We start from the raw sequence: 24,329 nt of genomic DNA, 5'->3' as shown, positions 1-24,329 counted from the left end.
TAATGAATAGATACTTGAATTGATTTATAGTTTTGAATGCCAGATAGGTAAAGAGGATTAACCCAAAATAAGAAATAAAATGAATAGATAAATGGCATAAAAAAGGCGCCCTAAGGCGCCCTTTAAACGAGAAAAAAAACTTACTCTTTGTCGCCCAGCAGGACGGATTCCAGAGCAATTTTGATCATGTCGTTGAAGGTAGTCTGACGCTCAGCGGCGGTGGTCTGCTCGTGAGTACGGATGTGGTCAGACACGGTGCAGATGGTCAGCGCTTTTGCACCGAACTCAGCCGCTACGCCGTAGATCCCGGCCGCTTCCATTTCCACACCCAGAATGCCGTATTTTTCCATCACGTCGAACATGGACGGATCCGGCGTGTAGAACAGGTCGGCAGAGAAGATGTTGCCCACGCGAGCGTCAACGCCCAGCGCTTTTGCCGCATCAACCGCGTTACGAACCATATCGAAGTCCGCGATAGCCGCGAAGTCGTGATCCTTGAAGCGCAGGCGGTTAACTTTAGAGTCAGTACACGCGCCCATACCGATCACCACGTCGCGTAGCTTAACGTCTGCACGAACCGCGCCGCAGGAACCCACGCGAATGATTTTCTTCACGCCGAAGTCGGTGATTAGCTCTTTCGCGTAGATGGAGCAGGATGGGATGCCCATACCATGGCCCATAACGGAGATCTTACGGCCTTTGTAAGTCCCGGTGAATCCGAGCATGCCGCGCACGTTGTTCACTTCACGCACGTCTTCCAGGAAGGTTTCCGCGATGTGCTTGGCGCGCAGCGGGTCACCCGGCATCAGTACTACGTCAGCGAAATCGCCCATTTCTGCGTTAATGTGTGGCGTAGCCATTGTGTATTCCTTGATTTTAAAAGTTAGCAATCAGGCGGGCAACCGCCCGCCCAAAGGGATCACAGCATGTTTTTGCCGTAGTCCATGTCGGAAAGACCGAAGTACTTCGCTACCGTCTGGCCGATATCCGCGAAGGTTTCGCGGTGGCCAAGAGAACCGGCTTTCACTTTCGGGCCGTAGATCAGCACCGGAATGTGCTCGCGAGTATGGTCGGTACCCTGCCAGGTTGGGTCACAGCCGTGGTCCGCGGTAAGGATCAGAATATCGTCCTCTTTCAGCAGCGCCATCAGCTCTGGCAGGCGACGGTCGAACAGCTCAAGGCCGCCCGCGTAGCCGGCTACGTCGCGACGGTGGCCCCAGGAGGAGTCAAAGTCGACGAAGTTGGTGAACACGATGGTGTCGTCGCCGGCTTCTTTCATCTCTTTGATGGTGGCGTCGAACAGCGCATCCAGACCGGTTGCCTTCACTTTTTTAGTGATGCCGCAGTTGGCGTAGATGTCCGCAATTTTACCCACGGAAACAACCTGGCCCTGCTTCTCATCAACCAGCTTCTGCAGCACGGTGGCGGCAGGTGGCTCGACCGCTAAGTCGTGACGGTTGCCGGTACGCTGGAAGTTACCCGCTTTATCGCCAACAAACGGACGCGCGATAACGCGGCCAATGTTGTAGCCGCCTTCGGTCAGCTCTTCGCGCGCGATTTCACACAGCTCATAAAGCTTATCCAGGCCGTAGGTTTCTTCGTGGCAGGCAATCTGGAACACGGAGTCAGCGGAGGTATAGAAAATCGGTTTCCCGGTTTTCATGTGCTCTTCACCCAGCTCGTCCAGGATCACGGTCCCGGAAGAGTGGCAGTTGCCGAGGTAGCCCGGCAGGTTGGCACGCTTGACCAGTTTGTCCAGCAGCTCCTGCGGGAAGCTGTTGTCGTGGTCGCTGAAATAGCCCCAGTCAAACAGAACCGGCACGCCGGCGATTTCCCAGTGGCCAGACGGGGTGTCTTTGCCGGAAGAAAGCTCGTGTGCCCAGCCGTAAGCGCCGATAACTTCTGCGTTACCGTCCATGCCTGCTGCCACTTTGCCGGTGGAGCCTTCATGAGCTTTTACCAGCCCAAGACGAGTCAGGTTAGGCAGGTTCAGGGGGCCTTTACGGCCTTTGTCAGCTTCGCCTTTAGCGCAAGCCTCCGCGATGTGACCGAGGGTATCAGAGCCGACATCTCCGAAGCGCTCTGCGTCTTCGGTAGCACCGATGCCGAACGAGTCCAGCACCATAATAAACGCACGTTTCATATTATTCTCCGTACCTTGTGCTCTATAAAATAGGGATCAGATCAGTATACCGTTATTCGGTGATTCGGCGATAGACCGTTGGTGTTTCCTGCGGTGCTTTTTCGTCAATGCTGATTGCCGCTTTCACCGCCTTCGCGGCTTCCTGCCAGCTGGCTTCGTCTTTGGCGTGGATCACCGCCAGCGGACGTTCGCCGTCGATAGATTCTCCCAGACGCGCCATGTCGGTAAAGCCGACGCTGTAATCAATGGTGTCGGAAGCCTGACGGCGACCGCCGCCCATCGACACCACCGCCATGCCCAGCGCGCGAGTGTCCATCGCCGAAACAAACCCGGACGCTTCGGCATACACTGCCTTGCTCAGCATTGCCGTCGGCAGGTACTTCGCGTAATTTTCAACGAAGTCACTCGGGCCTTTCTGCGCGGCAACCATGCGGCCAAACACTTCGGCTGCTTTGCCGTTGTCCAGCACCGCCTGAAGCTTCGCGCGTGCTTCAATTTCGTCTTTGGCAAGCTTGCCGGAAATCAGCATTTCCACGCACAGCGCCATTGTCACATCGAACAGACGCGGGTTGCGGTATTCCCCCGTGAGGAACTGTACCGCTTCACGGACTTCCACGGCGTTACCCGCGCTGGAAGCCAGCACCTGGTTCATGTCCGTCAGCAGCGCGGTGGTCTTCACGCCTGCGCCGTTGGAAACGCCAACGATAGCCTCTGCCAGCTGGGCTGACAGCTCGTAAGTCGGCATAAATGCGCCGCTGCCTACTTTCACGTCCATCACCAGCGCGTCCAGCCCTTCGGCCAGTTTTTTCGCCAGAATGGAAGCGGTGATAAGCGGGATAGAATCCACCGTCGCGGTAATGTCGCGGGTGGCATAAAAACGTTTGTCCGCCGGTGCCAGCGAGCTGGTCTGGCCGATGATGGCCACGCCGACGTCCTTAATAATGTCGCGGAAGCGGTTATCGTCCGGGAAGATATCGAAGCCCGGAATCGCCTCGAGCTTGTCCAGCGTCCCGCCGGTGTGCCCCAGGCCACGGCCTGAAATCATCGGCACATAGCCACCGCAGGCCGCCACCATTGGGCCAAGCATAAGCGAAGTGACATCCCCCACGCCGCCGGTGGAATGTTTATCCACAATCGGGCCGTTGAGGTTAAGGCTTTTCCAGTCCAGCACGGTGCCGGAATCCCGCATCGCCATTGTCAGCGACACCCTTTCCGGCATTGTCATGTCGTGGAAGAAAATGGTCATCGCCAGAGCAGCAATTTGCCCTTCAGAGACGGTGTTGTCGCGAATACCGTTGATAAAGAAGCGAATCTCTTCGTCGCTCAGTACCAGGCCATCACGTTTTTTACGAATAATTTCTTGTGCGAGAAACACGGCAACCCCCTGGGAAATGCGGGTAAAGAGCGGCGGAAAACCCGCCGCAATTAAAGATTACTCTGGATAATTCGAGTCGCAGGCAGAAGGCAAAAGAGCTCATCCCCAGGAGCTTACTGAAGTAAGTGACTGCGGTGAGGGAGTGCAGCTAACGCCCCTGCGGCTTGAAGTATGACGAGTAATTAGTAGCTGCTGGCGCTTTTGCCGTCCCCATGGCCCAACGCTTTCAGCAGGCTGGCTAACAGGCTGGACGCCCCGAAGCGGTAATGACGGGAGTCGGCCCAGTCGGCACCGAACAGATCGTCCGCGATAGCCAGGAACTGCGCAGCATCTTCAGCGGAGCGAACGCCACCGGCTGGTTTGAAGCCTACAGTTTTTTCCACGCCCATATCGCGGATCACTTCCATCATGATGCGAGCGCTTTCCGGCGTGGCGTTAACCGGCACTTTACCGGTCGAGGTTTTGATAAAGTCGGCACCGGCTTTAATCGCGATAGTAGACGCTTTGCGAATCAGCTCTTCGGTCTTCAGCTCGCCGGTTTCGATGATCACTTTCAGCAGTACGTTAGCGCTGGCGCAGGCGTCTTTACACGCTTTCACCAGGTCGAAGCCTACCTGCTCGTTACCGGCAATCAGCGCCCGGTATGGGAACACCACGTCCACTTCGTCTGCACCGTAAGCGATAGCGGCGCGGGTTTCTGCCAGCGCGATGTCGATATCGTCGTTACCGTGTGGGAAGTTGGTCACGGTCGCAATGCGGATGTCCGGGGTGCCCTGCTCTTTCAGGGTTTTACGGGCGATTGGGATGAAACGCGGATAGATACAAATCGCAGCGGTGTTGCCGACTGGGGTTTTTGCCTGATGGCACAGAGCGATGACTTTCTCGTTAGTGTCATCGTCGTTCAGGGTAGTCAAATCCATCAGTTTCAGCGCACGCAGGCTGCTTTGGGTTAAATCGGTCATAACGCTCTCCAACAAAAGGGAAATAAGTCTCCGGCCTGGAAACTCAACACGTTGGAGCGGACTTGGTTCCTTGAAGAAGAGTGGTCACCTGAGTCACCCTCACGTTGAGATCCTTCTCACCGCACATTGCCGGTTGCAATGTTAGAATTCTAACACCCACCACCGATGCAATTTTGTGTCTCGCCTCACAAAAGCCAAAGCGTGAATTGCAAGCTTTCATAGAGTATATGTGATTAAAGGAACAAAATAACGCGCTAAATTGCGCCAGGACACAAGAAAATGGCTGGCAGGGCACCAGCCATCGGTTACCGCTTAATGTTATTATTATAACATTTATATTGCAGGCTACAGCGCCAGGAAAAGCCCGGCGATGGTGGCGCTCATCAGGTTAGACAGCGTCCCCGCCGCCACGGCCTTCATGCCCAGCTGAGCCACATCGTGCCGACGGTTTGGCGCCATGCTGCCCAGGCCACCGATCAGAATGGCGATAGAAGAAAGGTTAGCAAATCCGCACAGCGCGAAGGAGATAATTGCTTTGGTATGGCCGGACAGCACCTGCAGGCCCGCCGCAGCCACTTCGGCATCATCCTTCAGGTAAGCGCCGAAGTTCAGGTAAGCAACGAACTCGTTGATGATCAGCTTCTGGCCGATAAACGATCCGGCCACCATCGCCTCGCTCCACGGCACGCCAATCAGCCAGGCTACCGGGGAGAACACCCAGCCCAGCATCAGCTCCAGCGAAAGCTGCGGATAGTTGAACCAGCCGCCGATACCGGAAAGCATCCCGTTCAGCAGGGCAATCAGCGCCACAAACGCCAGCAGCATCGCCCCGACGTTCAGCGCCAGCTGCATCCCGGAGGCTGCGCCCGAGGCCGCCGCATCCAGCACGTTAGCCGGGCGATCTGGGTCGTTTTTCATTGACTCCAGCTCCGGCGTATCGTTCGGGGTTTCCGTTTCAGGCAGCATTATCTTGGCAAACAGCAGCCCGCCCGGTGCGGCCATAAAGGATGCGGCAATCAGGTATTCCAGCGGCACGCCCATCTGCGCGTAGCCCGCCAGCACGGAGCCCGCCACGGAGGCAAGACCACCGCACATCACGGCAAACAGCTCAGAGCGAGTCATGGTCGAGATGTAAGGGCGAACCACAAGCGGCGCTTCGGTTTGGCCAACGAAAATATTCGCCGTCGCCGACAAGGATTCAGTGCGCGAGGTTTTCAATACCTTACGCAGGCCGCCGCCGAGAATACGGATCACTAACTGCATCACGCCGAGGTAGTAAAGCACGGCAATAAGCGAGGAGAAGAAGACGATGATCGGCAGGACGCGCAGCGCAAAGATAAAGCCGCCGCCGCCAAAGACTTCAAACATTTTGTCAGACACCAGCCCGCCAAACAGGAAAGAAATCCCTGAATTGCCGTAGGCGATGACATTAGCCACCCCTTCAGACATCGCGAGCAGGACTTTACGCCCGACCGGAACGTAAAGGATCAGCGCCCCGATACCGATCTGGATAAGCCACGCGCCAATGACGGTGCGCAGGTTGATCGCTTTGCGGTTGCTGGAAAGTAAAACGGCGATCAGCAGCAATGCCACCATGCCGATCAATCCCATGAGTATTTGCATACAGTATCCCTGTGTATCAACTGGAAAGATTCGGGCTTTAGCAGCCCCTTTTTAGCGCGCGGATTATAACCACAGGGGCGAGAAAAGTGCCGGAGCAATCACGTGTAGGGCGAAATGTATAGAAACATTTACATAGCAAGGTGATGAATATCACACTTTGAGGGCGACTCATTAGAAGGCGAATAATTCGTCTGCGTTGTTTTTCAAGGCATTAGCAATGATTTCTGCGGGCTCCGGGCGTAATTCACACAGCGCATCGAAGACCCTGGCGGCACGTTCCGGCCGGTTGGGCTGCCCCTGCCAGCCGTTCAGCGGCATATCCGGCGCATCGGTTTCCAGCAACAGCGATGAAAGCGGCAAACGGGCCATCACATCCCGGGTTTTGCTGGCTCGCGGATAGGTGATGGTGCCACCGACGCCAATGCGATAGCCCATTGCAATAAACCGTTCCGCCTGCTGTAAGCTGCCGGCAAAACCATGCACCACGCCGGTTCTGGGCAGGCTGTGGCGCTTCAGGTGCAGCGCCAGCTTGTCGTGGGTACGGCGGGAGTGAAGCAGCACCGGCAGATCGTAACGCTTTGCCAGCTTCAGCTGCTCGCTGAGGATAAACTCCTGCCTGTCGAGCTGCGGATCTTCGCGATAAAGATCCAGCCCAATCTCGCCGATGGCGATCAGCTTCTCCGGCCTTTGCCGCAAAAGATCCTCCAGCGCGGCCAGCCCCGTATCATCATGCTTTTCAATCACAATCGGATGCATACCCAGGGCGGCATAAAGCGCCGGATAATTCTGCGCCAGCGCGAGTACGCGATTGAAACGCCCCGCTTCTATTGCTGGCACAATGATTTTACGAACCCCGGCCTCAGCGGCCAGCGCGAGGCTGTGCTCTTCATCCCCGGTGAAGGGGGGAAAATCAAAGTGGCAATGGGTGTCGTAGAACGTAAAACTCACGCGAGATCCTCATTATCAAACGCCGCATCATTCGCCTGCAGGCCAGGGCTAATCGGCTTGACCAGCGATTCGTTTGCCGCCGCAGCAGGAGGAATGACCAACGGGCCGGGCGTATTAATGCGCGGCAAATGACGCCTCAACGGCGGTTTAGCCACCAGCAGTTTGCCAATGGTGGCCAGGAAATAGCGCCCGCACAAGCGCCCCGTTTGATAATCCGCCGTTAATGAAGGCAGGCGGCTGCCGAGCGCGCTGCTTAATAGCGCTTTCGGAGGGTAAATCTCAAAGATTCGCAGTTTACCAGGCGGCTTCTCAATGAAGCTTTGGATTTCACGGTAGCTTTCCTCGTGGTGCTGCACCAGATTCAACAGCGGCTGCAGGCTGCTGTCGCCCAGCCAGCGTTCCATATGTTTGAACCACTGCGGCGTGTAGTACATCTGTGAAGGTACGGTGCGAATGACCACCAGCGTATCTGCCCCGCGATTAACCGCTTCCCGCACCGGCACCGCATCGCTGATGCCGCCGTCCTGATAGCTGACGCCGTCAATATCCACGCCTGAGCGGTAAAAACCGGGAATGGCGCTGGAGGCTTTCAGCAAATTTAGCCAGGTATCCGTGGTCGGCGAAAAGTAATTCGCCGCATAGTCATCACTGCGGCAGGCGCACATAAAGAACTCTTTTCCCTGTTCAAACAGCGGGTCGGCACTGGACATCGACAGCGGCAGTCTGGCGGCGGTCGACTCAATCAGCCAGTCGAGATCGATCAGATGCCCTCCGCGCGCAAAGCGGAGCGGATTGAAGAAATCCCTCGTCGTCGTAAAGCGCGTGATGACGCGACGCGCGTATCCCGGCTGGTTACAAACGTAAGCGGAAAGATTCTGCGCCCCGGCAGAAGTACCAAGGAACAGATCAAAAGGGTTGAATTCCGCGCGCATAAACTCGTCCAGAACCCCAGCCGTAAAGATCCCGCGCTGCCCGCCCCCTTCACAAATCAGAGCGAGTTTTCCAGGACGAAAAGGTTTAGTCGCCAGCGGCGCAATATTGCCGAGCGTTACGGGTATACGATTTCCCACCTGCTTTCCTGAATTGCTGTTGTTGTGAATTTCTACCCTATACCCATAGCGCGCTAAGTAAAACGGCGAAAGCCAGTCACGAGGACTGGCTTAAGGTTGCTGACAAAGCGGGAAAAGGCGTGGTTTTTCCCTCTTTGTGGTGAGCAGCCGAAAATCAATGAATTGATTTTCCTGTTTTTTTTAACGAGCCGTCTGGTCGTTCTTTTCTGTCGACAGCGGTTTGTCGACACTATAAAGCCAGTCACGAGGACTGGCTTTTCTTTTGTATCGGCATGTTACTCAATGAGCGTTGCTAAGGACGTCTGCGCCCCATAAACAGGCTGACCAGGAACAGAATGATCCCGACGATAAAGACAATTTTTGCAGCACCTGCTGCGGTACCCGCCAGACCACCGAAGCCCAGGGCCGCAGCGATCAACGCTATTACCAGAAAAATAATGCCCCAACGAAACATAGACTCTCCTTAACCATAGTGAATCTTATCGCTTCTTCACGGGCGCCGAATGGCTAACCCGCAGGCGATAATGTGTAAGGGTGGTGCTTATGGCTTCCCGGCACGCGTCCAGAAAGCCATTTCGGGTGCTGCTTTACTTCACTTTCAGATCGTTTTTAACGCTTTTCACGCCTTCAACAGCTTTGGCAATACTTTCAGCCTTCTCAGACTGAGCGGCGGATTTCACCTCGCCGGACAGCTGAACCACGCCGTCAGTGGTTTCTACTTTGATATGGCGCGACGGCACAATGCTGTCGGCCAACAATTTCGCTTTGATCTCACTGGTCGTGGCCGCATCACCGGCATAGCCTTTCACCGACTGTGTTTTCACATCGCGAACGTGAAGTTTGTCGCTCACCGAGGTTACGCCTTCCACTTTTTTCGCCGTGGCGACGGCCTGCTCGGCCTGAGCCTGGCTCTCAACAAAACCGCTCAGGGTGACCACTTTATTGTCGGTTTTGACCGAAATATCGGTACTTTTGATATTTTTATCGTCAACCAGGGCTGCTTTGACTTTCGCTGTGATGCCGCTGTCGTCCATGAAATTACCGACTTTCGTCATGGAGCTATCGATTTTTTTCCCTGCACTATCGGCGGTAGATTCCGTTTTATTAAGCAGAGTGTCTTCCGCAAAGGCGCTGGTGCTTGCCAGTACAGAACCCAACACAACCGCCAGCAGAGTTTTTGAAATCTTAGTCGTAGTCATCGATTAATTCCTGTAGGTTTGCTCATCATTTGAGCTTTCTCGCTTCCCGTAAGCTGAAAAAAATCAGCTATTAATATTGAGATGACATGAGAAACGCCAACAAGACACCAGAAAATGATTAATTCCCGGAGCTTTCATCCAATAAAATTGTCATCACTTTGTTAAATATAGATCACAATCATAAAAGTGCATGACGTGTTGATGGAAAAATCAGCAATGACGCAGGATTCGCGGGAAATTAAGAGGATTCTGCAAGGGATTAAAAAGACAGGGAAAGTGTGAAGAGCGCGGCGAACGCCGCGCTCTGGCTGATAATTAGTGCTCGCGCGTTTTACGGAAGGTCACGTCAGGGTAACGTTCCTGGGTAATGTTCAGATTTACCATCGTTGGGGCAATATAGGTCAGGTTGTCGCCGCCATCCAGCGCTAACTGAACTTCGTTTTTACGTTTGAATTCTTCAAACTTCTTAACGTCATTCCCTTCAACCCAACGCGCCGTCGCCACGTTGACCGATTCGTAAATCGCTTCTACGTTGTACTCGCTTTTCAGGCGAGCAACGACCACATCGAACTGCAGAACCCCAACCGCACCAACAATAAGGTCGTTGTTGGCAATAGGACGGAACACCTGTACCGCGCCTTCTTCAGACAGCTGCACCAGGCCTTTAAGCAACTGCTTCTGCTTAAGCGGATCGCGCAGGCGAATACGGCGGAACAGTTCCGGGGCGAAGTTCGGGATACCGGTGAACTTCATCATTTCGCCCTGGGTAAAGGTGTCGCCGATCTGAATCGTGCCGTGGTTGTGCAGGCCGATAATATCGCCCGGATAGGCTTCTTCCACGTGAGAACGATCCCCGGCCATAAAGGTCAGCGCGTCAGAAATAATCACGTCTTTCCCGATACGCACCTGGCGCAGCTTCATGCCTTTTTCATACTTACCGGACACCACGCGCATAAAGGCGACGCGGTCACGGTGTTTCGGGTCCATGTTGGCCTGGATCTTAAAGACGAAACCGGTGAACTTCTCGTCCGCCGCATCCACCAGACGCGTGTCGGTTTTACGCGGCATCGGAGCCGGCGCCCACTCAACCAGACCATCCAGCATGTGGTCGACGCCGAAGTTGCCCAGCGCGGTGCCGAAGAATACCGGGGTGATTTCACCGGCCAGGAACAGTTCATGGTCGAATTCGTTGGAAGCCCCCTGCACCAGCTCCAGCTCCTCACGCAGTTGCAGAGCAAGATCTTCCCCGACGGCTGCGTCGAGTTCTGGGTTGCTCAACCCTTTCACGATGCGCACTTCCTGGATCGTGTGGCCTTTACCGGTCTGGTAGAGGTAGGTTTCATCTTTATAAAGATGGTAAACCCCTTTGAACAGCTTGCCGCAGCCGATTGGCCAGGTGATTGGCGCGCAGCCAATCTTCAGCTCGCGCTCAACTTCATCCAGCACTTCCATTGGATCGCGAATGTCACGATCCAGTTTGTTCATGAAGGTGATGATCGGCGTATCGCGCAGACGGGTAACTTCCATCAGCTTACGGGTACGATCTTCTACGCCTTTTGCGGCATCGATAACCATCAGGCAGCAGTCAACCGCGGTCAGGGTACGGTAGGTATCTTCGGAGAAGTCTTCGTGCCCCGGAGTATCCAGCAGGTTGACCAGGCTGTCGCGATACGGGAACTGCATCACCGAGGTGGTGATCGAGATCCCACGCTGTTTTTCCATCTCCATCCAGTCGGATTTGGCGTGCTGGCTTGAGCCACGGCCTTTTACCGTCCCGGCGGTCTGGATAGCCTGTCCGAACAGCAGCACCTTTTCGGTGATGGTCGTTTTACCGGCATCCGGGTGAGAAATAATGGCAAAAGTGCGGCGTTTAGCCACCTCTTGCAGATAAGGAGACAAAGTCATAATTACATCTTCTGTAAGTGCGCGCGGCCTTGAGCCACGCGGCGAGTGAACGTTATTTGGCGGCTATTTTACCCATCATTGCGGGTTTAACAATCAACAATCATGGCTTACACAGCAGTTGCTCCAGTTCACTTAGCGAGGTGACCTGCCAGGTCGGTTCAATGCCTTCCGGCGCGGTGCGCCCGTGGGCGTTAAGCCAGCAGGTTGCTATCCCGGCGTTGATACCGCCCAGAATGTCAGATTCTGCCGTGTCGCCGACCATCAAAACGCGGTCGCGCGGCGGCTGGTTCATCTGCTCGAAGGTATAGTCGAAAATGCGGCGATCGGGTTTGGCTACCCCTACCTGCTCGGAAATCACCAGCAGGTCGAAATAGTCACGCAGGCCGGTGCGCTCGAGGCGAGTCTGCTGCAGCGCGGTAAAGCCGTTGGTAATAATGCCAAGTTTAGCCTTGCCCTTCAGCGCATTCAGGAGAGAAACCGCCCCGGGCAGCGGGGCGCAAATTTCAGCCATGGCGGATAAAAACGCATCGTTCAGCTCTGCTGACGGCACATTCAGCCGCCCTGCCCAGTCCTCAAAACGCCTGAGCTGCAGCTGCAGCGCGGTAATCGCCCCGTTCTGGTAGTCGACCCACAGCGGCTTGTTTACCGCCTGGTACTCCTGGAAATCATCTGCGGTAAAGGTCACGCTGTAATCGAGAAACATGCGCTGCAAACCGCCGAACGCGTCAAAGGTAAACAGCGTTTCGTCCGCATCGAATAAAATCCAGTCCCAGTTCATCCACACACCTTTTAAAAATTAACCAAGGGGGAGCGCCATCACGATCGCGTCTTCCCGACCTTCTTTTGCAGGATAATAATTGCGACGCACCGTCGCTTCGTTAAAGCCCAGGCTTTCGTACAAGGTTCTCGCCGCAACGTTAGAGGCACGCACCTCCAGCCACAGCGTAAAGACATCCCGTTTTTCAAGCTCGACAATAAGATGCTCAAGCAGCGCTTTCCCAAGCCCTTGCCGCTGATACGCTGGATCAACCGCAATGTTGAACAGCGTGGCTTCATCGAGAATGACCTGCGTCACCGCAAAAGCGGCAAGTTTGCCGTCAACGTCCAGCCGCAAATTGAAATAGCGTTCGCCCTGATTGCTGGCAAAGGTTTTTTCACTCCAGGGAAAAGCATGACTGCGCAGCTCAATGGCATACGCGTCCGCCAAATCATTCGGCGTCAGGGAAGAAATCGTGTTCATGTTCGCAAATCTGTTGCCACAGCGCCTGTCGCGCGTTGCCATTGTGATAAAGCTCGTCAAGCGCAGGGGACGCAAGCTGCGCGCCGCTGAGCGTCAGCGGCTGCTCAACGCCCAGGCGCCAGCTATTGCAGCGGCTGTCAGGCGGCATCATTGCCGCGCGCTCCGGCGTCAGTTGCATTACTTGGTCGGGGCTTAACGCTATGCTGCGTAAAATGTCCTTCACCAGCGGATCGCTCAAGGCTGGTAGCATCTCAGCCACCATCACTAAACGCACGCCCGCGGGCAAAGAAACCGCAATTTCGCCCTGTAAAGCCGTCGGACGGCGCAGCACCCACTGGGTAATACCCAGTTGCTGTAACTGCCAGTCGCGTCGGGAAGGGGAAGTCATAGCGAAACCTGTTGAGAGCGTAATTCGGGCGGCAAATATAGCAAATTCATCGAATCCACGCCATTAAAGCTCTATAATCCACGCTCTGATTTTCCAGGAGCTATTTGATGAGTGCGTTTACCCCGGCGAGTGAAGTACTGCTGCGCCACAGCGATGATTTTACCGAGAGCCGTGTGTTGTTTGCCGGTGACATGCAAGACGACCTGCCGGCGCGTTTCGACACCGCCGCCAGCCGCGCCCACACCCAGCAATTCCACCACTGGCAGGTATTAAGCGCGCAGATGGGTGAGAACGCACAATATGGCCTGGTGGTCAGTGCGGATGACATTGCCGACAGCAATACGCTTATCTACTACTGGCCGAAAAACAAGCCAGAAGCTCAGTTCCAGCTGATGAATATTCTGTCGCTGATGCCGGTTGGCACCGATGTTTTTGTCGTCGGCGAAAACCGCTCTGGCGTGCGTAGCGCAGAGCAAATGCTGGCTGAAATTTGCCCGCTGACAAAAATCGACAGCGCGCGCCGCTGCGGTCTGTATCATGGCCGCCTTGAGCAGCAACCTGCGTTTGATGAAAACAGCTGGTGGGGTGAATACCCTCATGAAGGGATGACCGTGAAAACCCTGCCGGGCGTCTTTAGCCGCGACGGTCTGGATACCGGCAGCAAACTGCTGCTTTCCACGCTGACGCCGCACACCAAAGGCAAAGTGCTGGATGTTGGCTGCGGCGCGGGCGTCCTGGCGATTACTCTCGCCAGCCACTCGCCAAAAGTTCGCCTAACGCTTAGCGACGTTAGCGCACCGGCGGTCGCCGCCAGCCGCGCAACGCTTGCCGCTAACGGCTTTGAAGGGGAAGTGATCGCCAGTAACGTCTACTCGGAAATCAACGGCCGTTTCGACATGATCATCTCCAACCCGCCATTCCACGACGGGATGCAAACCAGCCTCGATGCAGCGCACCAGCTTATTCGCGGTGCAGCTCGCCATCTGAATATGGGTGGCGAATTGCGCATCGTGGCGAACGCCTTCCTTGCCTACCCGAACGTGCTGGACGAAGTATTTGGTAGTCATGAAGTTATTGCTCAAACCGGCCGCTTCAAAGTTTACCGCGCCGTGCTGACCCGGGCGGGTAAAAAGCGCTAAACGCGTTAAGGTGCCGCTTTTTGCATCAGTCGGAAAAGCGGCATCAAATTAAGTGTTGACGAAGCTCAGAAAACATCTAGAATGCGCCTCCGTGGTTGTGATACTTCGGTATTACAGGTATGCGAAGGTGGCGGAATTGGTAGACGCGCTAGCTTCAGGTGTTAGTGTTCTTACGGACGTGAGGGTTCAAGTCCCTCTCTTCGCACCAATGCGAAGGCGATATCAAAACTCTTCAGATGCAAATTTGAAAACTGTGCGAAGGTGGCGGAATTGGTAGACGCGCTAGCTTCAGGTGTTAGTGTCCTTACGGACGTGAGGGTTCAAGTCCCTCTCTTCGCACCACTTCTTATGAAGTGACCCTCTTTATCTCCCCCAGCTTGTTTATCTCATCGATCCCAAATTCATCACAATCAACAGCAATCCGCTGGCAAATGCTACGCACGATGGCAGTAAAACAAAGTGTCTTAACGTTTTATGGTAGAGCATCAATGCCGTGGCAAGCAGCCCGATAACCACCAGCACGCGCCACTGACTGAAACTGAGATCCAGGCAGGCAAGCAGCGCCACGGCAAGCCCCGCCACCATTACACTCCAGCCACTTTCGAGTCGTCGTTGCAGCATTTTCACGCCCTATTATGATAATGATAACCAATATCATATGATAAATTTTCTCAACTGTCAGCGTAAAAACGTGCGCGACCTATAGCTGAAATAGCCAGGGTTGACGTGTCATTTAATGACAGATTTTCAGTAAGGTGATAGATTGAGCGCCGGCTTTAGTTTGCCTTATAAAAATTCCAATAGTTGCCAGAAAAGTCGATAACTCGCTTTTCATTAATACGACACACACAACACCTGACGCGCTTACCCAAGACACAATCGTTCTATGACAGCCCAAACCTGGCGAGCCTTACTCAAAGCAAAGCAGCTGCTTTCTTTACGTTTATTTTTGCTGCTCAACGCCCTGGCAGCCGCTTTTTCTATTCTCTTTCCGCTCTATTCGACATTGCGCATAACGCCGCCCGTTGTCGCCATTCTACTGATGAGCCTGGCCTTGCTTGCCTGGCAGATGTGGAATAATAAGCAGCTGATTAACCTGAATATTATCTCGTTATTTTTCGGGCTATTATGGGCGGTGCATATTTTCATTAAAAACGCGGCCATCGCGGACCTGGACACCTCATTTCTGGTGATTAGCCTGATGTCGGTGCTTTTTATTGGCGCGATTGCATTTATTAATAATATTGTGGCTTTCCTGCTGCACAGCCTGCCCGTGGCGCTGGTCGTACTTTGGCTGGGTGATGTTGACCAATGGCTGAGGGTAATTTATTCCATTGCGCTGCCCGCTATCGGGATCGCTATTCAGCATATTATTCAGAAACGTAATGACCGTTTCACCCAGCGGCTGATGAATAAACTGCTTGAAGAAAAAGAGACACTGACCGATCTCAGCATGCTCGATCCTTTAACCGGCCTGTACAACCGCCGCGGCTTTCAAAACCGCCTCGAGCACATTCAGGCCTCCGGCAGCGGCAGCCACTTCGTTTTGCTGCTGGATATCGACCACTTCAAGTCGTACAACGACCACTACGGCCATGCGATGGGCGACCAGGCGTTGATCCGGGTCTCGGCGGCGATTCGCGATGCCGTGCGTTCAAGGGATCTTGTCACGCGCTACGGCGGGGAAGAGTTCATGATTATGCTCACCAACATCGACGCGGAACGTGCGATGCAGTCGGCGGAAAGGATCCGCCAGCGCGTTTTCGATTTGGACATCCCGCATATGTTTAATACCCAGGTCGCGACCAACGTTACCGTCAGTATCGGGCTTGCGCCATTCACTGAAGGCAGCATAGACGATGCCCTGAGCCTCGCGGATAAAGCGCTTTATCAGGCCAAAAACCGAGGAAGAAACAGCATCCTGACCAACGAAATGCTCGCCGTGAATTAACCCGGCGAGACGCGCCAGATCGCAAAAACAGCCATCACCGAGCGGTGGCGGTGAATTCACCTTGCCAGAGATTTCGCTCACCGTTAGTATTGCTAATCATTATCATTTAGATTACTCCCTGACGAAAGTATGGCGTTTCACTCCCTCCAGCTCAGCGATGACAGCGGTTGCTTTGTTCTTCCCTGGTCCCCAGCGACAGGCCCGCAGGCAGATTCGCTGCGGGAGTATTTTGCCGCGCACCGCCCGTACTTCAACGACATCATCAAATTAAACGAACAGGCTCCCGCCACAGCAATGACGCTAAGCGAGTGGCAGCGTCCCACCACGCTAACCTCCCTGATGGCGACCTACGGCGACCATATCTATCGTCACCAGCCTGAACTTACCCGCGAGCACAAACCGCTGAAGTCTTTGTGGGCGCAATGGTACATCGGCCTGCTGGTGCCACCGATGATGATGGCGCTGCTGACTCAGCCTAAAGCGCTGAATATTGCCCCCCAGCATGTGCGGGCCGAGTTCCACGAAACGGGCCGGGCAAAATGCTTCTGGATTGACGTGACTGAAGATTGCCGGGCAAGCGAGCTGCCGCTCCATCTGCGGCTAGAGCAGTTTATCGTTGAAGGTTTGATGCCGGTCGTAGCGGCGCTGGAAGCCAGCGAAGAGATCAACTCCCGGCTTATCTGGAGCAACACCGGCTACCTGGTGAACTGGTTCTTCGGCGAGCTAAAACCACTTCTGGATGAACAGAGCCTGGCGGCGCTGGTGCAGACCTGTTTCTTTGAAAAACAGCTTTCATGTGGCCGGGAGAATCCACTCTACCGCACGGTCATTTCGCGTGAAGGCATTCTGGTCAGACGCACCTGCTGCCAGCGTTATAAGCTGCCTGACGTCCAGCGCTGCGGCGACTGCACTCTGAAATAGCAAGCGACGGGGAAATAGCAAACGGCGGGTTTCCCCGCCGTTCTTCATTCCGCTAAACCATTAAGCCAGCTGTTGGCTCCCTTCCTCGCTCGCTCTCTGAGCTTCTTCTTTCTCCTGCTCCAGCAGCTGCTTCTCGTACACTTTGAAGAACGGGAAGTAGATGATGGACGACACGCAGGCCAGCAGAACCACCAGAATTGCGGCACGGAAGTCCCAGCCCAGCGCCCAGGCGGCACCGATTGGCGCAGGCGCGGTCCACGGTACCACGGAAATCACGCGACCAATCAGATCCAGCTTCATCGCGCCCCAGGCCAGCACGGCGTTGACCATTGGCGCCAGCAGGAAAGGAATAAAGAATACTGGGTTCATCACAATCGGCGTCCCGAAGATCACCGGTTCGTTAATGTTAAAGCAGGTTGGCACGATGCTCAGGCGGCCAATGGAACGCAGGTGGGCAGATTTACTGCGCAGGTAGCAGATAACCAATCCCATCGTTGCCCCGGAACCGCCGACCACGATGAAGAAGGTCCAGAACGCTTCCATAAAGATATGCGGCAGAGGCGCACCGGCAGCCAGCGCGCCCTGGTTAAGGCCCAGGTTGGTCAGCCAGAACATCTGCAGCATCCCGGAGACAATCGCCGCCCCGTGGATACCCGCAAACCACAACAGGTGAGCAATCAGTACGGCAAGGAGAATTGCCGGCAGAGAATCCGCCGCGGACACCAGCGGTTTGAACAGCGCCATAATGGCCTGAGGGATCAGCATATCGAACTGGGACTGAATAAACAGGCTCAGCGGATACAGCGTCAGCACCACAACCAGCACCGGGATCAGCAGATCAAAGGAGTTTTTGATCATCGGCGGCACCTGGTCCGGCAGCTTGATGCCGATATTATGCGCCTTCAGGAAACGCATCATCTCTACGCAGTAAATCGCCACCAGGATTGCGGTGAAGATCCCGGTGCCGCCAAGGCTGTCCACCGGCAGCGTGCCTTTGGTTTTCGGGGCCGCAACCACCAGGAAAGCCATCAGCGACAGCATGGCGCACATGAAAGGATCGAGCCCGTGCGATTTAACGTAGTGTTTACCCAGGTTGTAGGCGATCGCCGCACAAATGTAGATAGACATGATGCCCATCGTCATATCAAACGGCGTTAAAATCTGCCCTTCAAACTGCTTCGCCAGGTCGAGCCAGGCGCGAGCAAAGCCCCATGTCGTGGTGGGCGAAAACGGGGGATAAGCAAAAACCAGCAGGAACGAGCCGACAATCATGAATGGCATCGCAGAAATAAAGCCGTCGCGAATGGCCATCACGTGACGCTGGGAAGAAATGCGGCCAGCTATCGGGCTAACGTAGTTCTCAACAAACCGAAAAATTAAATTAAAAGCAGCATGGTTGGAAGACATAGTGGCTCTCCTGTCAGGCTATCAACGCGAGTGCGTCGGCGAGAATTCTGTCGCCGCGCATCATTCCGTAATCCATAGAGTTAATGACCGTGACCGGGATCCGTTTGGGCGCGGCCTGAGCCTTAAAATCTTCCAGACGGTATTTGATCTGCGGACCGAGTAAACAGCAATCAAATTCAGGCATAACATCCGTGAACTCTTCGATACCCACCGCCTTGATCTCAACCTCAATCTGTTGATCCTGGGCGGCCTGTTTCATCCTGTTCACGACCATACTGGTAGACATACCAGCGGCACAGCATAAAAGGATACGTTTCATAGACGACTCTTATTATTAGGTACAGGGGGTGGTTACAGGATTCAGTATTCCTCGCGGAATTTATTACTGCAACCGGTTACTGCAACCGGTTTCAGTGATTGTGAAGGAGATCCAGAAATTTCTGACAAGGCGGGTATGAGATAAGTATAAGCGGTTTACAGAAAGCACAAGCTTATGCGAAATTATTTGCCACCTGGATCAGGAGAAAATCATGAGTTTGCAGTCCGTGCGGCAATTCTTCGCCGACCATGCCCCCGATATAGACATCATCGAGCTAAACCAAAGCACCGCTACCGTCGCGCTTGCCGTCGCCGCCCACAATGTGGCCCCCGGACAAATAGCCAAAACGCTCTCATTAAAGGTCAAAAACGACATTATTCTGATCGTCGCGAAGGGCGATGCTCGTCTTGATAATAAGAAACTTAAAGAAGCATTTGGCTCTAAAGCGCGCATGCTCAGCAGCGATGAAGTGGTGAACTGGACCGGGCATCCGGTCGGCGGCGTTTGCCCGTTCGGCCTGGAAAACCCGCTGGCGGTGTTCTGCGACATCTCACTCCGCCAGTACGATGAAGTGCTGCCCGCCGCAGGGGCCATTCACAGCGCCGTCCGCATTTCACCTGAACGCATGGCCGAACTCACCCACGCCAAATGGGTGGACGTCTGCCAGTAATTGCCGTCTAAGTGACGCAAAGCTTGATCTGACGCGGCTAATGAAGCGATGCGCTCATGTTAAATGGATAAACGTTAAGCGCATTTCCTTCTCTTTAGTCAGGATCAAGCATGCAGCCAGATGTTGCTTCCCAGCGGGACGTCACTCGTTTATGTATTCAATGCGCGCTCTTTTTACTGCAGCACGGAGCAGAAAGCGCGCTGGTCGAGGAGCTTTCAACCCGCCTTGGCAAAGCGCTGGGGATGGACAGCGTGGAAAGCTCAATCTCCGCTAACGCCATTGTACTTAGCACCATTAAAGACAATCAGTGCCTGACGACTACCCGCAAAAATAACGATCGCGGGATCAACATGCACGTCGTCACCGAAGTACAGCACATCGTGATCCTCACCGAACACAAGCTGCTGGATGCCAGGGACGTTCTCAAACGCTTCGAACACATCAAACCGCTGCGTTACCCACGCTGGCTGGTTGTCCTGATGGTGGGTCTTTCCTGCGGCTGTTTCTGCAAACTGAACAACGGTGGCTGGGACGGGGCGTTTGTCGCCTTTGTCGCCAGCTCACTGGCGATGTATGTCCGCCAGCTGCTCACCCACCGCCAGCTTCATCCGCAGATCAACTTCTGCATCACCGCGTTTGTCGCCACTACCGTTTCGGGCCTGCTTATCGCCAAAGGCCCATTTGCCGCCACTTCCAATATTGCGATGGCCGCGAGCGTGTTATTACTCGTCCCCGGTTTCCCGCTGATTAACGCCGTGGCCGACATGTTTAAAGGCCACGTTAATACCGGGCTTGCTCGCTGGGCGATGGCCAGCCTGCTCACGCTGGCAACCTGCATTGGCGTGGTGATGGCAATGGCGGTATGGGGGCTAAGAGGATGGGCATAATCGAATTTCTTCTGGCCCTGCTTCAGGATATGGCGCTGTCTGCCGTGCCGGCGGTGGGCTTTGCGTTAGTCTTTAACGTACCTCAGCGCGCCCTGCCTTACTGTGGGCTTCTCGGTGCCATCGGCCACGGCTCGCGTATGGCGATGATGACGGCGGGTTTAAACATCGAGTGGAGCACTTTTCTGGCGTCGATTCTGGTCGGCATCATTGGTATTCAGTGGTCACGCTGGTATCTTGCTCACCCGAAAGTCTTTACCGTTGCGGCCGTCATTCCTATGTTTCCGGGGATCTACGCCTATACCGCGATGATCTCAGCGGTAAAATTGACGCACTTTGGCTACAGCGATCCGCTGATGATCCAACTGGTGACCAACTTCTTGAAAGCGTCATTTATCGTGGGGGCGCTGTCCATCGGGCTCTCTCTGCCGGGACTGTGGCTTTATCGCAAAAAGCCCCGGGTCTGATCGCACAGACGAAATCGCCGTAAAATAAAGTTTGCTATTTAATCGCGCGCTATCTATATTGAGAAACATGAAGAAGACATCCACCGAAACGAACGCCCTGCTGCTGGACAACCAGCTTTGCTTCGCGCTCTACTCCGCCAATCTGGCGGTGAACAAGCTCTACCGCCAGCTGCTTACGCCGCTGCAGCTCACCTATCCGCAATACCTGGTGATGCTGGTGCTGTGGGAGCAGGACGATGTCACGGTGTCGCAAATCGGCGAGCGTCTGTTTTTAGACTCAGCCACCTTAACGCCACTGCTAAAACGGCTTGAAAGCGCAGGGCTGCTGCTACGTCAGCGCTCCCGCGAAGATGAGCGTCAGGTGGCAGTCACGCTGACCCAGGAAGGGAAAGCGCTGCAGGAAAAAGCGCTGGGTATTCCAGACTCCGTGCGCTGTGCTTCTGCCTGTAGCGTAGACAGCATGATGGCGCTGAAAGCGCAGCTGGAAACTTTGCGCAGTAATTTAAATACGTAATAATTAATCGTCGATACTGTCGGCGATTTTTAAAACATCATATAAATCGCACGCTATTTTATAGCACATACTAAATGTAAGATGAGGAACCTGCCATGTCTTTAGAAAAAGTCGTTTACACCGCAAAAGCCAAAGCCACCGGTGGCCGTGAAGGTCGTGCAACCTCTTCCGACGGCGTACTGGACGTCAAACTGGGCCTGCCAAAAGAGATGGGCGGCGCGGGTGGCGAAGTCACCAACCCTGAGCAGCTGTTCGCGGCGGGCTACTCCGCATGCTTCCTGGGCGCGATGAAGTTCGTCTCCGGCCGCGATAAAATCTCCATGCCGGCTGACGCTTTCATCGAAGGTGAAGTCGGTATCGGGCCACTGCCAACCGGCTTCGGTATCGAAGCGAAGCTGAATATCCACCTGCCGGGGATGGACGCTGCCGAAGCGAAAAAACTGGTCGATGCGGCACACATTGTTTGCCCATACTCCAACGCAACCCGCGGCAACATTGATGTGACCCTGAACATCATCAACTGATGCTACAGCCGGGGAAACCCGGCTTTTTCTCCTGCCCCCACGGTTTAAGACAACTCTCAATCCCCCTGCTTCCGGCCAAAGCGCTATACTCACGCCTGAAATCTCCTGCACCGCAGGCAAACAAAGCGAGTATCACAAGATGAAAGCAAGGAATAAAACGCTCTGCGCAATGGCGCTGGCAGCAGCCTTTTTCGCGGGCCAGGCAACGGCTGCAAACTGGCAGGAACAACTTTCCAGCGCCGCCAATGAACTGACTAAAAGCGGCAATGCTACTACCACCAGCAATGGCGCTCAGACCGGCGGTCTGTCTCTCTCTTCACTGACCAGCCTGCTGAACGGCAACAGCAAATCTCTCAGCTCAAGTACGATGACCAATGCGGCTGGCGTGATGGAGTACTGCGCGAAGAATAAACTGGCTTCCGTCACCAATACCGACAACATTAAAAACCAGCTGATGACCAAGCTGGGGCTGGAAAGCAGCACCAAGCCTGCCGACAAGCAGGACTATAATCAGGGCCTGATGGGCTTACTGAACACGGCCAACGGCCAGAAGCTGGATCTGAACAGCATCGGCAACTCGCCGCTGGCTGAAAAGGTGAAAACCAAAGCCTGCGATCTGGTGCTCAAACAGGGCATGAATTACCTGTCGTAACGGCACAAAAAAATGGCCTCTTGCTAAGAGGCCATTTGAGGTTGCTGACAAAGAGGGAAAAAGCGTGGTTTTTCCCTCTTTGTGGTGAGCAGCCGAAAATCAATGCATTGATTTTCCAGTTTATTTCTATGGCGACAGATTGCAGAATTTTATCCGCTTGGGGTTTGTCATCAGTCCGAAATGGCCTCTTGCTAAGAGGCCATTTTGTTTTAGTTTGCCAGCGAGCAGCTGTAGTCCAGCATCTCTTCCGCCGAACCCTGGTTCCCGCCCAGCAGCTGACGAGGGTTAGCCAACAGCACCACATCCCCCTTCGTTGTCACCACTCGCGCCAGGCCAAAGTTTTCCATCTCATCGCCCTGAGCCTTCACGTACTCCGCCAGCACGGTAAACGGATTCGCCTCTGCCGGGACTTTTCTCGCCAGATATTTATGGCCAAGGATCTCCGCACCAAACGGCTGCCACTGGTCACCGACTTTGTCGGCAAGCTGGTTAATGGATTGATACACCTCAGGGCGCAGGCAGGACAGGTGAATGTGCAGCTGGTTCTGAGAACGTCCGTAGCGAGAGTTGATCGCTAACACCAAATCATCGTCCCGAACCGCTTTTGTGGTTTCATCCAGCAGATAGTGGCGATTCTCCCACGCATCCAGGAAGTAATTTGGCGCACCGTTTTCAAGGATTTTCGGGCTCTCGATACCGGTGATTTTGTCCGTCGGCATCAGCAAATTATGCAGCGGGCCTTTGGCATCTTTAAATACCAGGTAGCGCCCGGCCAGATCGACTTTCAGGCAAGGCGCTGGGGAGTGGTTCTGCTGCTGATTGGGAATGCACTGCTGGCTGATGATATTCCACAGAGCATCACTGTGGCGATGCAGCAGCCACAGGCGGATTGCGACGGCGGCCACCAGCAAAATCAGCAGCACAACCACCACGCGCAGGATCTTTTTCATGTCAGGTTTTCCTTGTAAAGTCAGAGTACTTTTCGTTGTTGTAATAGGCGGACAATAAGCTGGAAGCAGGCTTCTATTTGCGGCGCGAACGGCTCAGTGCTGCGCATCAATGCCACGGTGCGGCTCAGCGAAGGCTGCTGCAAATGAATCACTTTCAGCTCGGGGTCCTGCAAAAAGGTGGTGTAAAGCTGCGGTAAAATCGCCACCGCCAGCTGTGAGCGCACCAGTCCATAAAGGGTTTCAATAAAATCAACCTGATAGCGCGCATTCAGCGTCAGGCGCTGGCTTTCCGCCATCGCCGCGACCAGCCGGCTGATATTCCCTTTTGAAAACACCGCGATGTCCCGCTTCACCAGGCTTCGCCACGGCGCGTGGCTGGATTCTGCCAGAGGATCGTGACAGTTGACTACCGCCACGAAGGGATCTTCCTGCAGCGGATGGATCTCCAGCGTTTTGGGCACCGAGCTGTCCAGCGCCCCCAGGCCAAAGTCCAGCTGGCCGCTTTCAAGCTGGGCAATCAGCGCGTCATTGGTGCGGTCGTGAAACTCCACCCGCAGGCGAGGAAAAGCCTCTGCAATACGTTGAGGAATATCGGGAAATAAAAGGCTGCCGACCGAGGGCACCAGGCCTATGCGAAGCGTGCCGTCACCGCCGTCCCGGACAATGCGCTGCATGTCGTCAAACGCACGCTGCGCGACGTTGAGCACGCGTTCGGCATGGGGCAGTAGCGCTGCGCCCAGGTCCGTCAGCGTCACTGCCGCAGCGGTTCTGTTAACCAGTTTCCCGCCCAACACGGACTCAATCTGCCGTAACGCGCTGCTTAGCGCGGGCTGGCTAATGGCCAGCCGGTTGGCGGTATCGGTGAAATGACGAAGTTTGGCCAGCGTCACAAAATACTGGATCTGTTTTAACGAGAGTGCGGGAAGGCGCTGCCAGGGTTCAGCCATTGGAGTATCAGGGTTGCCAGGTAAACGTTTGCCACAGGATAAACGTTTCTTATCGGCTGATAAATTAAATCATCTGGGCAAAGCGTATTCCCCTGCCTAGAGTAGCCGCCAGAGCCCCTGTTTTGGAACCT

At 54.6% G+C, this 24,329-nt stretch carries 27 protein-coding genes and 2 tRNA genes; 11 read left to right on the top strand and 18 right to left on the bottom strand.

All coding sequences use genetic code 11. From position 1 onward, the window contains the following. Positions 1-140: 140 nt before the first annotated feature. From deoD to AAIE02_RS17220, 13 genes are all read right to left on the bottom strand, one after another. On the bottom strand, positions 141-860 hold the full coding sequence (gene deoD, locus AAIE02_RS17280; protein ID WP_008460099.1) for a purine-nucleoside phosphorylase: 720 nt from the start codon (positions 858-860) through the stop codon (positions 141-143). Between the two features lie 59 nt (positions 861-919). After that, positions 920-2,143 carry a phosphopentomutase gene (gene deoB, locus AAIE02_RS17275; protein ID WP_008460097.1) on the bottom strand — a complete coding sequence of 408 codons (1,224 nt, stop codon included), beginning with the start codon at positions 2,141-2,143 and terminating at the stop codon, positions 920-922. A gap of 52 nt (positions 2,144-2,195) precedes the next feature. Beyond that, positions 2,196-3,518: a thymidine phosphorylase gene (deoA, locus tag AAIE02_RS17270; RefSeq protein ID WP_336707718.1), complete on the bottom strand. Its 1,323-nt coding sequence runs from the start codon at positions 3,516-3,518 to the stop codon at positions 2,196-2,198. A gap of 182 nt (positions 3,519-3,700) precedes the next feature. Then, positions 3,701-4,480, bottom strand: a complete 780-nt coding sequence (gene deoC / locus AAIE02_RS17265) for a deoxyribose-phosphate aldolase (protein WP_008460093.1) — start codon at positions 4,478-4,480, stop codon at positions 3,701-3,703. Between the two features lie 345 nt (positions 4,481-4,825). Next, the gene (locus tag AAIE02_RS17260; protein WP_008460091.1) at positions 4,826-6,103 is read right to left on the bottom strand and encodes a NupC/NupG family nucleoside CNT transporter; all 1,278 of its coding nucleotides are present in this window, start codon (positions 6,101-6,103) and stop codon (positions 4,826-4,828) included. 171 nt (positions 6,104-6,274) lie between these two features. Next, the gene (locus AAIE02_RS17255; RefSeq protein WP_166993461.1) at positions 6,275-7,051 is read right to left on the bottom strand and encodes a TatD family hydrolase; all 777 of its coding nucleotides are present in this window, start codon (positions 7,049-7,051) and stop codon (positions 6,275-6,277) included. Further along, positions 7,048-8,121, bottom strand: a complete 1,074-nt coding sequence (locus tag AAIE02_RS17250; RefSeq protein WP_166993459.1) for a patatin-like phospholipase family protein — start codon at positions 8,119-8,121, stop codon at positions 7,048-7,050. Before AAIE02_RS17250 ends, AAIE02_RS17255 begins: the two co-directional genes overlap by 4 nt. A gap of 292 nt (positions 8,122-8,413) precedes the next feature. Continuing rightward, positions 8,414-8,575, bottom strand: coding sequence for a DUF1328 domain-containing protein (locus AAIE02_RS17245; RefSeq protein WP_007373037.1), 162 nt, complete (start codon positions 8,573-8,575; stop codon positions 8,414-8,416). A 133-nt stretch (positions 8,576-8,708) separates the two neighbouring features. After that, the gene (osmY, locus tag AAIE02_RS17240; protein WP_008460085.1) at positions 8,709-9,320 is read right to left on the bottom strand and encodes a molecular chaperone OsmY; all 612 of its coding nucleotides are present in this window, start codon (positions 9,318-9,320) and stop codon (positions 8,709-8,711) included. Between the two features lie 315 nt (positions 9,321-9,635). Then, positions 9,636-11,225 (bottom strand): peptide chain release factor 3, encoded by a 1,590-nt coding sequence (gene prfC, locus AAIE02_RS17235; protein WP_008460083.1) that lies wholly within the window; start codon positions 11,223-11,225, stop codon positions 9,636-9,638. A gap of 100 nt (positions 11,226-11,325) precedes the next feature. Continuing rightward, positions 11,326-12,003 carry a pyrimidine 5'-nucleotidase gene (yjjG, locus tag AAIE02_RS17230; protein WP_213715079.1) on the bottom strand — a complete coding sequence of 226 codons (678 nt, stop codon included), beginning with the start codon at positions 12,001-12,003 and terminating at the stop codon, positions 11,326-11,328. Between the two features lie 18 nt (positions 12,004-12,021). After that, the gene (rimI, locus tag AAIE02_RS17225; RefSeq protein WP_336818384.1) at positions 12,022-12,465 is read right to left on the bottom strand and encodes a ribosomal protein S18-alanine N-acetyltransferase; all 444 of its coding nucleotides are present in this window, start codon (positions 12,463-12,465) and stop codon (positions 12,022-12,024) included. Beyond that, positions 12,434-12,853 (bottom strand): DNA polymerase III subunit psi, encoded by a 420-nt coding sequence (locus AAIE02_RS17220; protein ID WP_498532943.1) that lies wholly within the window; start codon positions 12,851-12,853, stop codon positions 12,434-12,436. The genes rimI and AAIE02_RS17220 overlap by 32 nt, the downstream gene beginning before the upstream one ends. A gap of 107 nt (positions 12,854-12,960) precedes the next feature. On the opposite strand from AAIE02_RS17220, the gene rsmC reads away from it, so the two are divergent. From rsmC to AAIE02_RS17205, 3 genes are all read left to right on the top strand, one after another. Continuing rightward, positions 12,961-13,992 carry a 16S rRNA (guanine(1207)-N(2))-methyltransferase RsmC gene (gene rsmC, locus AAIE02_RS17215; protein WP_008460075.1) on the top strand — a complete coding sequence of 344 codons (1,032 nt, stop codon included), beginning with the start codon at positions 12,961-12,963 and terminating at the stop codon, positions 13,990-13,992. Between the two features lie 121 nt (positions 13,993-14,113). Beyond that, positions 14,114-14,200, top strand: a tRNA-Leu gene (locus AAIE02_RS17210). 47 nt (positions 14,201-14,247) lie between these two features. Beyond that, positions 14,248-14,334 (top strand) — tRNA-Leu (locus tag AAIE02_RS17205). Positions 14,335-14,373: 39 nt separating this feature from the next. Here AAIE02_RS17205 and AAIE02_RS17200 read toward each other — a convergent pair. Further along, a complete protein-coding gene (locus AAIE02_RS17200) occupies positions 14,374-14,613 on the bottom strand; it encodes a DUF1435 domain-containing protein (RefSeq protein WP_008460074.1) in 240 nt (79 codons plus the stop codon). 265 nt (positions 14,614-14,878) lie between these two features. On the opposite strand from AAIE02_RS17200, the gene AAIE02_RS17195 reads away from it, so the two are divergent. Then, on the top strand, positions 14,879-15,943 hold the full coding sequence (locus tag AAIE02_RS17195; protein ID WP_498532942.1) for a GGDEF domain-containing protein: 1,065 nt from the start codon (positions 14,879-14,881) through the stop codon (positions 15,941-15,943). Positions 15,944-16,072: 129 nt separating this feature from the next. Then, positions 16,073-16,864, top strand: coding sequence for a siderophore-iron reductase FhuF (fhuF, locus tag AAIE02_RS17190; protein ID WP_498532941.1), 792 nt, complete (start codon positions 16,073-16,075; stop codon positions 16,862-16,864). Positions 16,865-16,924: 60 nt separating this feature from the next. Here the strand turns inward: fhuF and AAIE02_RS17185 are convergent, their stop codons facing one another. Together AAIE02_RS17185 and AAIE02_RS17180 are read right to left on the bottom strand one after the other, a co-directional pair. Further along, entirely contained in the window at positions 16,925-18,271 is a 1,347-nt protein-coding gene (locus tag AAIE02_RS17185) for a PTS sugar transporter subunit IIC (RefSeq protein ID WP_498532940.1), read from the bottom strand. Between the two features lie 13 nt (positions 18,272-18,284). Continuing rightward, the gene (locus AAIE02_RS17180) at positions 18,285-18,590 is read right to left on the bottom strand and encodes a PTS sugar transporter subunit IIB (protein ID WP_039290026.1); all 306 of its coding nucleotides are present in this window, start codon (positions 18,588-18,590) and stop codon (positions 18,285-18,287) included. Between the two features lie 211 nt (positions 18,591-18,801). On the opposite strand from AAIE02_RS17180, the gene AAIE02_RS17175 reads away from it, so the two are divergent. The 6 genes from AAIE02_RS17175 (at position 18,802) to AAIE02_RS17150 (ending at position 22,301) form a co-directional block, all read left to right on the top strand. After that, positions 18,802-19,260: a YbaK/EbsC family protein gene (locus tag AAIE02_RS17175; protein ID WP_498532939.1), complete on the top strand. Its 459-nt coding sequence runs from the start codon at positions 18,802-18,804 to the stop codon at positions 19,258-19,260. A gap of 110 nt (positions 19,261-19,370) precedes the next feature. Further along, on the top strand, positions 19,371-20,147 hold the full coding sequence (locus AAIE02_RS17170) for a threonine/serine exporter family protein (RefSeq protein ID WP_008460066.1): 777 nt from the start codon (positions 19,371-19,373) through the stop codon (positions 20,145-20,147). Next, the gene (locus tag AAIE02_RS17165) at positions 20,138-20,611 is read left to right on the top strand and encodes a threonine/serine exporter (RefSeq protein ID WP_166993447.1); all 474 of its coding nucleotides are present in this window, start codon (positions 20,138-20,140) and stop codon (positions 20,609-20,611) included. Before AAIE02_RS17170 ends, AAIE02_RS17165 begins: the two co-directional genes overlap by 10 nt. A 67-nt stretch (positions 20,612-20,678) precedes the next feature. Continuing rightward, positions 20,679-21,125, top strand: coding sequence for a MarR family winged helix-turn-helix transcriptional regulator (locus tag AAIE02_RS17160; RefSeq protein ID WP_008460062.1), 447 nt, complete (start codon positions 20,679-20,681; stop codon positions 21,123-21,125). Positions 21,126-21,220: 95 nt separating this feature from the next. After that, complete coding sequence (locus AAIE02_RS17155; protein WP_166876986.1) at positions 21,221-21,649, top strand: organic hydroperoxide resistance protein; 429 nt, start codon at positions 21,221-21,223, stop codon at positions 21,647-21,649. A gap of 139 nt (positions 21,650-21,788) precedes the next feature. Beyond that, positions 21,789-22,301 carry a YjjA family protein gene (locus tag AAIE02_RS17150; RefSeq protein WP_034809722.1) on the top strand — a complete coding sequence of 171 codons (513 nt, stop codon included), beginning with the start codon at positions 21,789-21,791 and terminating at the stop codon, positions 22,299-22,301. A 209-nt stretch (positions 22,302-22,510) separates the two neighbouring features. Here the strand turns inward: AAIE02_RS17150 and AAIE02_RS17145 are convergent, their stop codons facing one another. Both AAIE02_RS17145 and AAIE02_RS17140 read right to left on the bottom strand, forming a co-directional pair. After that, positions 22,511-23,251, bottom strand: a complete 741-nt coding sequence (locus AAIE02_RS17145) for a CDP-diacylglycerol diphosphatase (protein WP_008460056.1) — start codon at positions 23,249-23,251, stop codon at positions 22,511-22,513. A gap of 20 nt (positions 23,252-23,271) precedes the next feature. Beyond that, complete coding sequence (locus tag AAIE02_RS17140) at positions 23,272-24,198, bottom strand: LysR family transcriptional regulator (protein ID WP_498532938.1); 927 nt, start codon at positions 24,196-24,198, stop codon at positions 23,272-23,274. Between the last annotated feature and the right edge of the window lie 131 nt (positions 24,199-24,329).

It is taken from the genome of Cedecea sp. Ae19-4, assembly GCF_059801165.1.
Note: the sequence above shows the minus strand (reverse complement) of the source record. Positions and strands in the feature narration are given on the sequence as shown.